13 protein-coding genes and 1 tRNA gene are annotated in these 14,456 nt (G+C 48.4%); 9 read left to right on the top strand and 5 right to left on the bottom strand.

Features of this window, described 5'->3' with window-relative positions:
- On the bottom strand, positions 1-1,283 hold a 1,283-nt coding region (locus C504_RS16950; RefSeq protein ID WP_018687392.1), incomplete at its 3' end, for a hypothetical protein.
- Between the two features lie 767 nt (positions 1,284-2,050).
- Positions 2,051-2,140 (bottom strand) — tRNA-Ser (locus C504_RS0100810).
- Positions 2,141-2,283: 143 nt separating this feature from the next.
- Between C504_RS0100810 and C504_RS0100805 the strand changes: the two genes are divergently transcribed.
- Both C504_RS0100805 and C504_RS0100800 read left to right on the top strand, forming a co-directional pair.
- Positions 2,284-3,387, top strand: coding sequence for a pyridoxal phosphate-dependent aminotransferase (locus tag C504_RS0100805; protein ID WP_018687391.1), 1,104 nt, complete (start codon positions 2,284-2,286; stop codon positions 3,385-3,387).
- Complete coding sequence (locus C504_RS0100800; RefSeq protein ID WP_018687390.1) at positions 3,384-4,031, top strand: YitT family protein; 648 nt, start codon at positions 3,384-3,386, stop codon at positions 4,029-4,031. The genes C504_RS0100805 and C504_RS0100800 overlap by 4 nt, the downstream gene beginning before the upstream one ends.
- Positions 4,032-4,122: 91 nt before the next feature.
- On the opposite strand, the gene C504_RS0100795 is transcribed toward C504_RS0100800, so the two are convergent.
- Complete coding sequence (locus tag C504_RS0100795; RefSeq protein WP_018687389.1) at positions 4,123-4,389, bottom strand: sel1 repeat family protein; 267 nt, start codon at positions 4,387-4,389, stop codon at positions 4,123-4,125.
- Between the two features lie 444 nt (positions 4,390-4,833).
- Here C504_RS0100795 and C504_RS0100790 point away from each other — a divergent pair, with 444 nt between their 5' ends.
- Positions 4,834-5,169, top strand: a complete 336-nt coding sequence (locus C504_RS0100790) for a DUF2147 domain-containing protein (protein ID WP_018687388.1) — start codon at positions 4,834-4,836, stop codon at positions 5,167-5,169.
- 91 nt (positions 5,170-5,260) lie between these two features.
- On the opposite strand, the gene C504_RS0100785 is transcribed toward C504_RS0100790, so the two are convergent.
- Positions 5,261-5,962, bottom strand: coding sequence for a glutathione binding-like protein (locus C504_RS0100785; RefSeq protein ID WP_018687387.1), 702 nt, complete (start codon positions 5,960-5,962; stop codon positions 5,261-5,263).
- Positions 5,963-6,316: 354 nt separating this feature from the next.
- On the opposite strand from C504_RS0100785, the gene C504_RS18660 reads away from it, so the two are divergent.
- The 4 genes from C504_RS18660 (at position 6,317) to C504_RS0100760 (ending at position 10,158) form a co-directional block, all read left to right on the top strand.
- Entirely contained in the window at positions 6,317-6,484 is a 168-nt protein-coding gene (locus tag C504_RS18660) for a hypothetical protein (RefSeq protein ID WP_018687385.1), read from the top strand.
- A 50-nt stretch (positions 6,485-6,534) separates the two neighbouring features.
- Positions 6,535-8,073: an AMP nucleosidase gene (locus C504_RS0100770; protein ID WP_018687384.1), complete on the top strand. Its 1,539-nt coding sequence runs from the start codon at positions 6,535-6,537 to the stop codon at positions 8,071-8,073.
- A gap of 197 nt (positions 8,074-8,270) precedes the next feature.
- Positions 8,271-8,759, top strand: a complete 489-nt coding sequence (locus C504_RS0100765) for a DUF992 domain-containing protein (protein WP_026317102.1) — start codon at positions 8,271-8,273, stop codon at positions 8,757-8,759.
- A gap of 136 nt (positions 8,760-8,895) precedes the next feature.
- Entirely contained in the window at positions 8,896-10,158 is a 1,263-nt protein-coding gene (locus C504_RS0100760; RefSeq protein ID WP_018687382.1) for an MFS transporter, read from the top strand.
- Between the two features lie 54 nt (positions 10,159-10,212).
- On the opposite strand, the gene C504_RS0100755 is transcribed toward C504_RS0100760, so the two are convergent.
- Positions 10,213-11,922 carry an electron transfer flavoprotein-ubiquinone oxidoreductase gene (locus C504_RS0100755; protein ID WP_018687381.1) on the bottom strand — a complete coding sequence of 570 codons (1,710 nt, stop codon included), beginning with the start codon at positions 11,920-11,922 and terminating at the stop codon, positions 10,213-10,215.
- Between the two features lie 254 nt (positions 11,923-12,176).
- Between C504_RS0100755 and C504_RS0100750 the strand changes: the two genes are divergently transcribed.
- The gene (locus C504_RS0100750) at positions 12,177-13,073 is read left to right on the top strand and encodes a uracil-DNA glycosylase (RefSeq protein ID WP_018687380.1); all 897 of its coding nucleotides are present in this window, start codon (positions 12,177-12,179) and stop codon (positions 13,071-13,073) included.
- A gap of 118 nt (positions 13,074-13,191) precedes the next feature.
- Positions 13,192-14,454 carry an MFS transporter gene (locus C504_RS0100745; protein ID WP_018687379.1) on the top strand — a complete coding sequence of 421 codons (1,263 nt, stop codon included), beginning with the start codon at positions 13,192-13,194 and terminating at the stop codon, positions 14,452-14,454.
- Positions 14,455-14,456: the final 2 nt, after the last annotated feature.

Raw genomic sequence — 14,456 nt, 5'->3', positions numbered from 1 at the left:
GCATCCGCATCCGCATCGGCATCCGCATCCGCATCAGCATCGGCATCAGCGTCGGCATCCGCATCGGCGTCCGCATCCGCATCGGCGTCCGCATCTGCATCGGCGTCGGCATCCGCATCAGCATCAGCATCAGCATCAGCATCGGCGTCCGCATCCGCATCGGCATCGGCATCGGCATCAGCATCGGCATCGGCATCGGCGTCCGCATCGGCATCGGCATCAGCATCAGCATCCGCATCCGCATCCGCATCGGCGTCGGCATCTGCATCCGCATCCGCGTCCGCGTCGGCGTCAGCGTCGGCATCAGCATCAGCATCCGCATCAGCATCGGCGTCCGCATCGGCATCAGCATCAGCATCGGCATCGGCATCCGCATCGGCATCCGCATCGGCATCGGCATCAGCATCCGCATCCGCATCCGCATCTGCATCCGCATCAGCATCGGCATCCGCATCGGCATCAGCATCAGCATCCGCATCGGCGTCGGCATCAGCATCCGCATCCGCATCAGCATCGGCATCTGCATCTGCATCGGCATCGGCATCCGCATCAGCATCAGCATCAGCATCGGCGTCGGCGTCGGCATCCGCATCCGCATCCGCATCAGCATCAGCATCAGCATCGGCATCGGCATCGGCATCGGCATCCGCATCGGCATCCGCATCCGCATCAGCATCCGCATCGGCATCGGCATCGGCATCAGCATCGGCATCTGCATCTGCATCGGCGTCCGCATCAGCGTCTGAATCGGCGTCAGCGTCCCCTTCAGAGTCCGGATCTTCAGGATCAGGGTCTGTCTCAGGGTCCGGATCTTCTGGATCAGGGTCTGTCTCAGGCACTGTACGAGGCTCAGGATCTTCTGGATCGGAATCGGTATCAGAACTAGCTGAACCTAATCCAATTACGGCCGAAGCGGCTCCCACTCCAGCCAGAGCGCCGAGAACCCCCAAGGCACCAACACCGTCAGCGCCTGCCACAGGGATAATTCGAAGGAATAACGCTTCCTCCCCTCCGCCGAGAACCTCCGTCAAGACAGAAAAAAGTCCGTTGTCATCAACGAAAAAAACTTCGATACCGTCTTGGTTTAAAAAATAATCCTCAAGGCGAAATGTTTCACCATTCGCCATTCTAACGAGGAGATCGTTTCCGACTTGATCGGCTGACACAACTGAATCGGCGTCAGCGTTGACTATCACATCACCCTGCCCTCGAACCGTAACATTGATTACCTCTCCATCATTTACGATTGAGACGGTATCAGGCGTGCGGGTGGTAATAGACATAATCGTTCCCCTAAGAGTTTTTTTTATTGAATTTTATAAAGCGTACAAATTCTACTTTCGTGATCAGGACCAACACCTCAGCGAGACAACTTAACGCTACCTCACGTTGCATTTCTAATAATTAGTATCGAATCTGATTTATTAAGAATCAGTGAATCGTTGTATTTTGTGAGTATTCAAAGATTAAAAACCCTATAAAACCAATAAAAAAACCTCTACTAAATGTAATTTTGAACTTCGAAGAATTATCGCTATACACTCCACCATTGGTTGCATTTTAACTAAATCGATTTATGAGCCCAATTTCACATCGCAACCCGTTTCATGAATTTACATTCCAGCGCGGTGTTACCCAACGTCACTTAAGGGCGTTTTGGCTATCGTATTTTCTAAGAATTAGACTGTGGAAAATATGCTTATTTAGCTTCGTAAGGCGCACCTTACCCGCTTGCATGAATGACATCAGTTTGGGGGCAGCTTCGCATTGCCGCCAGATAGATTCGCGCTTCCGTTTTCATTTGAGAACAGATCGTAACAGCAATCAGTATCGCGATGATTTTGTGTATTAGCTTTTTTTGGCAGCCTAAACATGTCAATCGATCAAGGCTCGCCTAGCGCGTTCAAGAACGCCCCGATGGCTTTTTTCATCCCAGTTGAAATGAGACATTCGCAATCAAGCATTAAGAGAGAACAAGAAACGCTCGACCTTCAGCATGAGCTGTGTCTTGCTCATGCTAAACTAAATTATAAACATACAAATAGAATAATGGCGGAGACGAAGGGATTCGAACCCTCGAGACAGTTACCCATCTACGCCCTTAGCAGGGGCGCGCCTTCGACCACTCGGCCACATCTCCGAGACCGTTGCTATATAAAAGATGTTATGATTTCAACGGTAATTATGCTGCGAATGGATTTCTTTTGTTAAAATCAAAAGAAGAAGTGCCCATTTGGCTATAATTCATATACCGCTAGCCCATAATTTTACCACGAGACAGCCATGACAATCAAAATAGACGCCCATATTCAAGCTTTACCTGCAACGATTCCCTTTGCGGCTCCCGAACGCACGGAAAGAGAATCAGGCAAACAATTTGTGGCGCGTCTTGGCGCGAATGAAAATAATCTGGGCTGTTCACCAAACGCGATTGAAGCAATGGCGCGTATCGCCAGCCAAAGCGTCGGCCAATATGCTGATCCTGAGAACTTTTCACTGCGGCTCGCACTTTGCCAGCATCTTGGCATTGAAATGAATAATGTCGTCATTGGTTCAGGCATTGATGGGCTGCTTGGCTTGATTGTGCGTATATTCTCATCGCCCAAAGATACGATTTTGACGTCGGCTGGTGCTTACCCGACTTTCAATTACCATGTCGCAGCCTATGACCGCACATTACTGACTGTGCCTTACCGCGATGACCACGAAGATCTTGATGCACTGGCTCAAGAAGCACAGAAAACACGTCCAGCCATTGTTTATGTGTCCAATCCGGACAATCCGATGGGAACATGGTGGCCTGCCAAAGATATTGAAAACTTCATCAACAAAATCCCTGAAGACACATTGATCATTCTTGATGAAGCCTATGGTGAAACAGCCCCCGAAGGCACCCTGCCCGCGATTGATTGCACGCGCGCGAACTTGCTACGCGTTCGCACCTTTTCAAAAGCGTATGGCATTGCAGGCCTTAGGTGCGGCTATGCCATTGGCAACAGCGCATTGATTTTACCTTTCGAGAAAATCCGAAACCATTTTGGCATCAATATTATGGCGCAGGCTGCAAGTGAAGCAGCCTTGAAGGACCAGAAGTGGCTCATCCAAACACTTGAAACAAATACGCAAGCACGTGATCGTTTGAGCGCAATCGCAATCGAAAACGGTCTAAAACCAATAAAATCTGCAACGAATTTTGTGACCATCGATTGTGGGCAAGATGGCGCCTACGCAATGCAAGTTCTCAAAGGCCTCATGGAACACAGAATTTTTGTGCGCAAACCAATGGCCCCTGTTCTTGATCGCTGCATCAGAGTTAGCACCGGTAAAGATGAAGAAATCAATCAGTTTTCAACGGCACTTGCCGCTGTGTTAAAAGATTTACAATGAGCGACGAAAAAACAATTACCGGTCATGATGCCATTACATTGGCGCGTGAAAGCCGTCACACACTCATCGAAGATATTTTCGCGATTTCCATCGGCGTTATCCTCGTTTCTTTTGGTGTATTTCTGTTCAAGCTTGCCGGCATCGTGCTTGGCGGCGTGGCCGGCATATCGCTGATCGTCAGCTATGCAACGGGTCTCAAATTTGGGCTTTTGTTTTTCGTTATAAACTTGCCGTTTTATTTTTTCGGCATGGGTAGCATGGGCATTCGTTACATCGCCAAAACATTTTGCGCGGTGATGGGCATGTCTGTTCTTGTGCCATTTTTCCCAAATTACATTGAGATTGGCACCGTACATCCAACGCTTGCGGCCATAGCAGGCGGCACCATGATTGGGCTGGGCTTGCTGGCGTTATTTCGTCATGGCGCAGGTCTCGGCGGCGTCAATATTTTGGTATATTGGCTGCAAAACAATAAAAACATGCGCGCAGGATATGTTCAGCTTGCGATCGACTTTGTCATTTTAGGCGCAGCGGCTTTTGTCGTCACGTGGGAACAGCTATTCTGGTCCGTGATCGGTGCATTGATTTTCAACATGATTTTGGGCGTCAACCACAAACCTGGCCGTTATATGGGTGCCAGCTAAGCGCCTCGTCTTCCAAATCATTGCCAAGCATCAGCACAGACTAATACATGTTCTATAGACGCGCCCCAATGTGGGCGCGGCAGTACACCAATTAGTGTGTTGTCATCCACTCACGTGCTGAACGCAATGCTGAAGCAATTTCAGGTTTTGACATATATTCTGAAATCTCGCTGCGAAGCTGAGCTGCTCGCGGTGATCCTTTGATCGCTGCAATGTTAAGCCATTTATGTGCTTCAACAAGATTGATTTCGCAGTCGCGACCTGTCGCAGCAACCAAACCCATTTCAAAAAGAATATCAGCAGTAGCGCCTCCGCCGATTGCTGCCATATCCGCATTTTCCATCTCAAAACGTGCCATTTTACATTCCCCTGTACATTATCACTGTTGTTTTATTTCTATCGAGCCTGTTTGAAGCCCGTTTTTGTTATGGGGGTAGAATGACCCTAATTTTTGAATTCCTTGCTAAAAAGCGTCCTTAATTTTGAGCAAACACGATTAAAATACTTTATAAATTTATATTATCGTTAAACATTCAACACATTGATTTTAAATAGTAAAATAGTAAATTCTCATCTCGTAAACCATATGGGCTTCAACCATTCATTCACCTTGATTTGTGGAGGCCATAAAAATACGCGTTAAATTTGAAATGCATTTTACCTAAAATGATCTGCATAGATCGTTCAACTAGTCTGTTGATGCTGCTCAGCTCCGCGTAAAATATCATTTTACTTTTACGTGTGCGTCAATATTATATATCGCAGGCTGGTCGAGCGTGACCGGACACATCGGGAGGACATCATGAAGAATACTTTTTTTGCGGCACTGGCCGCGACTGCATTGCTCACAACACCAGCGATGGCAGCAGACATTGAAGGCAATTGGCGCACTGCAAGCGGCGAGACTGCAAAGATCGCTAAATGCGGCGGGTCATTTTGCATTAATCTGACAACGGGCAAATATAAGGGCAAACAAATCGGCAAGGTTTCAGGCAGCGGCCCTTACACCGGCACGGTGACTGACCCTGCAGATGACAAGCAATATTCTGGCAAAGCAACCGTATCAGGTTCTACTATGAAGATGCGTGGCTGCGCACTGAAAGTGTTCTGCAAAACACAAACGTGGAAAAAGCTCTAATCTTTCAAGCATCATCAAGACTATAAAGGCGGCCATCTGGTCGCCTTTTATTTTGTCCAGCGAGCAGAGCCCTTTAAACTCTAGCAGAACGTTAGTTGGACTTCTGGCCGAACAAAATGCTTTGGGCGGCATCATTGCCCGCAATGTTTGACTGCTTATCCAAGTCTTGGGCAATGGACATGCCGCGTTTTACAGCAGGACGGTCCATCAACGCCTCATACCAGCGTTTAAGGTTGGGAAATGTGTTTAAGTCTTGTCCTTGGCGTTCATGCCGGCTTATCCAGCCGATGCAGGCGATATCGGCGATTGAATAGTCAGCCCCTGCAAGCCATTCATTGTCAGCCAATCTGCGATCCATCACGCCATAAAGGCGGTTGCATTCATTTGTATAACGATCAACCGCGTACTCAATTTTTTCAGGCGCATAAATGCGGAAATGGTGCGCTTGGCCAGCCATAGGCCCAAGGCCGCCCATCTGCCACATCAACCATTCTTCAACCGCAACTCTGCTGCGCTCATCGGCCGGATATAGTTTTCCGGTTTTACGCCCAAGATATTGAAGAATTGCGCCAGATTCAAAAATCGAAATCGGTGCGCCATCTGGACCATTGGGGTCAACAATTGCAGGCATACGGTTATTCGGTGCAATCTTGAGAAAAGATGGCTCGAATTGATCGCCCTTCCCGATATTCACGAAATTGACGTTATAAGGCAGGCCTAGTTCTTCCAATGCGATGGTAATTTTCCATCCGTTGGGTGTCGGCCAATAATATAGTTCGATTGCAGCTGTCATTTTCATCTCCCGATGCAAGCAAATAAACAGACCATTTCCTTACTGCCAAGGCCGCCTGTCTCTGAGTTCGTCTGTTTTGTTCATTGCTGCAGATAGAAACCTGAACGGAATATGAATGAGGGTCTCAGCAATGGTTCACCGACAGTCCCGCATATTGTCCTTACACAATGAGGGACAGACAATGCTAACACGCCGCTTCACTATTATTTGTTTGATTGCAACGCTCTTCGCAATGGCAATCGTTTCGCTGCTCAATAATACGACACGTCCAGCTTACGCTCTGCAAATCGATTTTAGCACACCGTGCGTTTATCAGGCTCCTCATAGCTGCCGTGCGCAATAAGGAATTTACTTATGACTAATATTTATCAAAAATATCTTCGTCCGAGCTTACGCGTTGCTGCTCTTGTCATGCTTTTTGTAGGCCCACTTGCAGGCATCGCCTCAGCCATTGCTGATGGTAATAGCAAAAGCACCAATGGCGCTGGTTTCGTACTTTATGTATCTTTGATGCGCGGATAAGAATTCTACTTAATTTTCGTCAATTGACTGTCATTATTGTTGGTCTATAAATGGCCATGAAAACAGAAAACAAAATACACGCGGGCGCATCGGCGCTCAACACCCCCTCTACAAAAGCGAATTACTTGCTGCCGCCTGCTGCGCTGCCCCAATATTTCGATAATGCGGCAGACGCTGTTGCTGCGCTGACTGCGCTTTATGAACGCAACACGACTTTCCTGTACGAGCATTTCAATAAACTCATCAAAGGCGGTGATAGTGATAAGCGGGTTCGTGCTTACTACCCCGCGCTTTCGATACGCTCAGATAGTTATGCAAAAGCAGATTCGCGTCTGGCATATGGTCATCTGGCTCAGCCTGGCCATTATGAGACGACGATCACACGGCCAGACCTATTCAAAAATTATCTCACGCAGCAAATTGATCTTTTGATACGCAACCATGATGTCAAAGTGGAAGTGTCAGAAAGCGGCACGCCAATTCCGCTTCACTTTGCCTTTAAAGAAGGCACCTATGTCGATCAGTCAGATCCCGACGCCATGGTTCGCCCGCTTCGCGATATTTTTGATGTGCCAGACCTTAATGTTACCAATGATGACATTGCCAATGGTGATTTTGAGCCGCGTGAAGGTGAGCCATCACCGCTTGCACCGTTTACCGGACAGAGAATTGATTATTCTCTTGCGCGACTTGCTCATTATACAGCAACAAGCCCGAGCCATTTCCAGAATTTCGTTCTGTTTACGAACTACCAGTTCTATATCGACGAATTTTGCGCCTATGCGCGCAATGAAATGGCTGACCCAAACAGTCAATATATCGCATTCGTTGAGCCCGGCAATCTTGTGACGAAACATGGTGAAACATCCCATGCTTCTGGTGTTGAACCACAACGGCTGCCGCAAATGCCTGCCTATCACCTCGTTAAAAAGAATGGCGGCGGCATCACGATGGTCAATATTGGCGTTGGCCCTTCTAATGCGAAAACGATCACGGACCATATCGCCGTTCTTCGTCCCGATGCTTGGTTGATGCTTGGCCATTGCGCCGGCCTTCGCAACACGCAAGCGCTTGGCGATTATGTTCTTGCTCATGCTTATGTGCGTGAAGATTCAGTGCTGGATGATGACTTGCCATTGTCCGTTCCGGTTCCTGCGCTTGCAGAGGTTCAAGTTGCGCTTGAACAGGCGGTTGCCGAAGTCACTGGCCTTGAAGGCTATGAGCTTAAAGCAATTATGCGTACGGGCACGGTTGCGACTATTGATAACAGAAACTGGGAACTGCGCGATCAACGCGGGCCGGTTAAACGGCTTAGCCAGTCACGTGCTATCGCCTTGGATATGGAATCGGCGACGATTGCAGCGAATGGTTTCCGCTTCCGTGTGCCCTATGGCACATTGCTGTGTGTTTCTGACAAACCGCTACATGGCGAGTTAAAACTGCCGGGCATGGCAACCGATTTCTACAAGCGGCAGGTCAATCAGCATCTGATTATTGGTATTCGTGCAATGGAAAAGTTAGGCCAGATGCCTTCGGAACGTTTGCATTCACGTAAGCTTCGCAGCTTTTCAGAAACTGCATTTCAATAATAGCACAGGACATTTGTATTATTTGTAAGATTAGTTGAGTTCCACAAATAGCACTTTGAATGGAACTCACTAGCGCGGCACGCATTGTAGACCCACACAAGGTGATATCTATAGAGCGCCATATATTTACGCTCAAAGGTATCACCTCACTGCAATGCTTTGTTCGCTTTGAACATGGCCAATTAAGAGGTCAAATCATGACTTTACGTAATAATATTATTACCCTTACTTCAGCTGCAACGCTTGCCGCACTGCCGATCGCTTCAACTGCCTATGCGCAGGATGCCGGTGTACAGCTTGGACAATTAACATGCGAAGTTGATGGCGGAACAGGGTTCGTGTTCGGCTCCTCTAAAGATATGACATGCTCATTCACACCCGCTAATGCCAGTGAACCAACAGAAACCTATGTTGGTCAAATCGACAAATATGGCGTGGATATCGGCTTTACAGGCAAATCAATTATTGGCTGGACTGTCGTTGCAGCCGAAGCTGATAAATATGCCCCTAATGCTCTTGCCGGCACATACTCTGGCGCTTCTGCGTCCGCAGCTTTTGCAGCAGGATTGGGCGCAAATGTCTTGGTTGGCGGCTCTGCTGATTCATTTGCCCTTCAACCGCTCAGCCTATCAGCATCTGAAGGGGCCAATATCGCTGTTGGCTTTACGCAGATCACACTTAAATAAAGTGACATTAAACTCATGAATTAATATTGGCTCGGCTATTAATGCCGAGCCTTTTTGTATAAGTTCCATAGGCATTGTTCGGGCTTGAGCCAATGCTGCAAATCACGCATGCTCTGCACAGATTTTGAGGACCGACATGCCAGCACTTCCCCGCTCTACAATGCCCTTATTTGTTGGGTCCGCCTTTCTTATGTTTGCGGGCGGCGTTAACGGGTTGATCTTGCCTTTGCGCGGATCAGTCGAAGGCTTTTCGTCGTTTTCACTTGGCCTATTGGGTACGGGATGGGCGATTGGTTTCGTGCTCGGCTGCCTGCTGGTGCCGCGCACGGTGCAACGTGTCGGCCATATTCGCGCATTCGGCGCCATGACTGCGCTGGCTGTCGTCTCAATTCTTGGCTCGCTTATCATTATACATCCTGCGGCGTGGATACCGCTGCGCGGTGTTGCCGGATTTTGCTTTGCTGGCGCAGCGATGATCGTGGAAAGCTGGCTCAATGAGCGTTCTGAGGCCAATGTTCGCGGCCGCGTGTTTGGCATTTACACGATGGTCAATTTGGCAGCGGTCACAGCTGGCCAGATGGTCATCACATTGGGAGACAGCAATGCGCCCCTATTCTTCGTTATCGCTGCGATCTTCTATTCACTCGCTTTGCTGCCGACGGCGCTTTACACAGCCGAACAACCGCAACCTTTGACAGAGACAAAGCTTGATCTTGCAACGCTTTGGAAAAACTCTCCGATTGCCGTTGCGGCGGTTATTCTTATCGGCGTTTCCAATAGTGCCTTTGGTACGTTGGGTGCGGTTTACGGCGAACGCATTGGCCTGTCTGTGCCTGCGATTGCCCTGTTTATGAGTGTTTCAATTCTTGCAGGTGCCGTCGCGCAAATTCCCATTGGCTACATTTCTGACAAAATGGATCGACGCATTGTGCTTGTGGCTGTTGTAGCTATTGCAGCACTGTGTGATGCTTATTTTGTATTTTGGGAGCCACAAAGCGCGACAGCCGTACTGATTGCATCAAGTCTTTTTGGTGCCTGTATTTTTGCCATGTATCCGGTCGTTGTTGCCCATGCCAATGACCACGCACCAGACAATTATTTTTTGCGCACATCATCAGGACTGCTGCTCTTGTTTGGCTGCGGCTCAATTGGCGGGCCGCTTATTGCCGGTGGCGTCATGTCATTTGTCGGCCCATCTGGCCTGTTCATCACAACGGCTGCGGCTCATGTTTTGTTGATTATTTATGCCATCTACCGGATCACACAGCGTGCACCAGTGCCTATGGATGAGCGCGGCGATTTCGTGAATATGTCGCCGACGCGTATGCAAACAACTGAAACAATCGCGATGGACCCGCGTGTTGAAGAAGAAGAGCGTGAGACACAATCTGCGCAATAAAAAAGCGCGGGTTTAAAACCCGCGCTTTTATTCATTTAGAATTGATCCGATAGATTACATATTCGGATAAACGGGACCTTCGCCGCCTTGCGGTACTGTCCAGTTGATATTTTGGTTCGGATCTTTGATATCACATGTTTTACAATGCACGCAGTTTTGCGCGTTGATCTGAAAGCGCACATCATCTGATGCTTCATAATCATGTGGTGCAGTGATTGTATTGCCCGCGCTATCCACCCATTCATAAACACCAGCTGGGCAATAACGATAAGAAAGTCCTGCAAATTCAGCATATTCCGATGATTTTTGAAGTTCTTGATTCAAAACCTTCAAGTGAACAGGCTGGTTCTCTTCATGATTTGTATTTGACAAAAACACTGATGAAAGCCGATCAAACGTAAGCACGCCATCTGGTTTTGGGTAATTAATTGGCTTGTGCTTATCCGCTTTTTCAACAGAAGCAGCATCCGTTTTTTCATGCTTCAAAGTGCCCAGCGGCGACCAACCCTTGGTGAGTTGGTTGATCCACATATCAATGCCACCAATGCCGACACCAAGCGCAGTACCAAAACGTGACCATAGCGGCTTAACATTACGGACTTTCTTCAAGTCGTCGCCGATTTCACTGCTGCGCCATTCATTTTCATAGGTGATAAGCGCATCATCATTGGCCTTGCCAGCAGCTAGCGCTTCAACCACTTTTTCCGCAGCAATTATGCCGGAAAGAACGGCATTATGTGATCCTTTGATACGCGGCACATTCACAAATCCTGCCGAGCAACCAATCAGTGCGCCGCCTGGAAACGACACTTTCGGCACTGATTGCCAGCCGCCTTCAGTAATTGCGCGCGCGCCATAAGAAATGCGTTTGCCGCCTTCAAATGTTTCACGAATACGCGGATGCGTTTTGAAGCGTTGAAACTCTTCAAATGGTGAGAGGTATGGATTTTTGTAATTCAGATGCAGCACAAAGCCGACAGCAACCTGATTGTCTTCCAAATGATAAAGGAATGAACCACCACCGGTTTTCATATCAAGCGGCCAGCCAAAAGAGTGCTGAACAAGGCCCGGCTTATGCTTGGATGGATCGACCTGCCAAAGCTCTTTAATGCCGAGGCCAAATTTGCCTGGTTCGCAATCCTTATCCAAATCAAACTTGTTAATCAGCTGCTTGGCGATAGAGCCGCGCACACCTTCTGCGATCAGCACATATTTGCCGTGAAGCTCCATACCGCGTGCGAACATCGGACCGGGCGTGCCATCTTTTTCAATGCCCATATCACCGGTTGCAACACCTTTCATTGCGCCATTATCATCGTAAATGATTTCAGCGGCAGCAAAGCCTGGATAGATTTCAACACCAAGCGCTTCGGCGCGGGCCGCCATCCAGCGTGCCACATTACCAAGCGAAACAATGTAATTGCCATGATTGTTCATCAATGGCGGCATTGCAAAATTTGGCAAGCGTATAGAGCCAGCAGGCCCGAGGAATAGAAACTGATCATCCGTAACGGGTGTTTTCATTGGATGATCGGGATCATTTCGCCAATCAGGGATTAATTTGTCGAGACCGATAGGATCAACCACCGCACCTGAAAGAATGTGAGCGCCGACTTCGGCCCCCTTTTCCAGAACAACAACGGAGAGATTTTCATCGAGTTGCTTGAGCTTAATCGCAGCGGCAAGACCAGCAGGACCAGCGCCAACAATAACGACATCAAACTCCATACTCTCGCGTGGTTCATTCATTGGGTTATCGCTCATCAATGTCTCCCGATTATTTGCCCAGCATTTGCTGAGGCTGTCTTATCTTTACAGTGCCAGACCCGCTAACCAAATACAGCCAGCATAGCAATCTCCAACACTTTTATTCTGTTTGTCGTATTTAATTTTGACGTTTACGTCAATAATGCAAGATAAAATGTCGCTATGAGACTGGAATGCATAACTATGCTTATTGAACTTTGGCCTTGGAATTTCCTTTTAATGCGTAACTGTGCACGATATAGAACACAACAATGAGCGATACCGAAAATACATCTGAAATGACTGTCGAGGCAATTCATTCCCTTTTGCGCTTTTATGCCGAGAGTGGATTAGATTTCCCCATATCAGATGTCGCTTTGGATCGTTTCGAAATGGTTCCTGAGCAAGCTGCTCCTCAAAGTGTTGCACCTGTTGAAAACATCAAGGCTGAAAACAAAAAGAGCACTGATCCGCACGAACCTGAATTGATGGAAATGGACCCGCGCAAACGCATGAAAGATGCACCGCGCCCCATCGCACAGGCAAATTTAGCTGTCACTCTTCCTACAGAGGAAGTTGTTGCCAAAGCCATTGCAATGGCCGATGCGGCACAAGATTTGGATGCACTTAAGCAAGCGGTAGAAACTTTTGAGGGCTGCAATCTGAAAAGAAGCGCTCGCTCCACGATATTTGAAGGCGGAAAACGCGGCGCTAGGCTTATGATCATCGGCGGCGCGCCGACCGGTAACGACGATAATGCTGGCAGCGCGTTTTCAGGGCCCAACGGCTTATTGCTTGAAAAAATGCTGGGTGCGATTGGCCTATCGCGCCATGAAGATGTTTATATGTCCTATTGCGTGCCGTGGAATCCACCAGGAAATTCCGCACCAACGCCGCTGCATTTAGAAATGTGCGCTCCTTTTCTTGCTAGGCAAATCCAACTCGCAAAGCCCGAATTGATACTTGTGCTTGGCAATGGCGCTGTGCGTCATATTTTAAAGACGCGCCAAACAATTATGCAGGCACGTGGAAAATGGACTGAACTGCCCAATTTCGGCATCCAAGCCATTGCAACCTTTGATCCAGCGATGCTGATTACTCAGCCAAAGTTGAAACGTCATGCTTGGCTCGATTTATTATCGGTGAAAGCAAAATTAGCCGCGCAATAGTGAGTATTCCATTTGCGACACAAAGTTCATTTATATGTCGCATTTGTTTGATCTGAGCCAGTTCGAACAGCGCATAGAGCCCGCAAATTCACAGCCCTTTTAAATGGTGCAAAAGACAATGATTTTACAGCTTCGCCCCATTGCAGGACTGTTGATATCAACATTCTTCCTTCTTATCGGCTCCGGTTTAACCGGTATCCTATTGCCGCTGCGCGCAGGGCTTGAAGGCTGGTCTCCGCTGACCATTGGCTTTATGGGCGCATTTTATGCAGCATGTTTTGTTGGCGGCTGCGTTTACATTCCGCGTCTTGTTCGCCGTGTTGGTCATGTGCGTGTTTATGCCGTTGTTGCGGCCATGTTGGCGATCTCATTGATGGCCCATTCGATTTTCGTCAATATTCCGGTTTGGTTTTTGCTGCGCGGCGTTGCGGGCTTTGCTTTGTCAGGTGCTTATATGGTGGTGGAAAGCTGGCTCAATGAGCGAAGCACCAACGAATCGCGCGGGCTTGTTTTCTCTTCTTATATGGTCACAAACACAGTCGGGCTCATGATCGGGCAATTTTTGCTGATCACATCGGACCCTGCCCTCACGACATTATTCATTCTTGCAGCTATGAGCTATGCCGCAGCGATTATTCCAACCGCCGTATCGCCAGCTATATCACCGCAGCCGCCAGCAGAAGTGAAAATTGATATCAGGCGCCTTTATGCAATGTCTCCTGTTGCAACCGTTGGCGCATTTGTTACTGGTTTCACATTCGGAGCATGGAGCTATCAAGCGCCTGTTTACGGCTCCCTACTCGGCTATTCCGGCTCTCAGATCGCGATAATGCTTGTTGTGGCAATGCTAGGCGGCGTTGTGCTTCAATTTCCGCTGGGCCGCGCATCAGACAAGATGGACCGCCGCTATGTCATGCTTGCAGCGACAATGGTCGGCATTATCGTTTCTGGCATACTCACATTTTACGAACCGACCAATAATATAGCGCTGTTTATTGCCATGTTCGTGTTTGGCGGCATCATGATGCCACTTTACTCGCTCGTGGTTTCTCACGCCAATGACCACGCAGAGCCAGGTGCATTTATTGAAACATCATCGAGCCTGCTTATTGTTTATGCGATTGGCTCTATGGTCGGTCCGATTATTGCTGGCCTATTGATCGGATTGGTCGGAGGTGCGGGATTATTCTCGACAATTCTCGTTGGATTTATTGCCTTTGCAATTTTCACAATAATGCGACTGAAAGTAGCAGATGCGCCGACAGAAGAAGAGCGCGGCGAATTTGCGTATACATCTTTTGGCCGCACGCAGACGCCGGAAATGTATCAGCTTGACCCCCGCTCAGATGAAGAAGTCGACCCGTCGGAAAGTGGTGTATGAGG

The organism is Ahrensia kielensis DSM 5890, assembly GCF_000374465.1.
Classification (GTDB): Bacteria; Pseudomonadota; Alphaproteobacteria; order Rhizobiales; family Rhizobiaceae; genus Ahrensia; species Ahrensia kielensis.
Note: the sequence above shows the minus strand (reverse complement) of the source record. Positions and strands in the feature narration are given on the sequence as shown.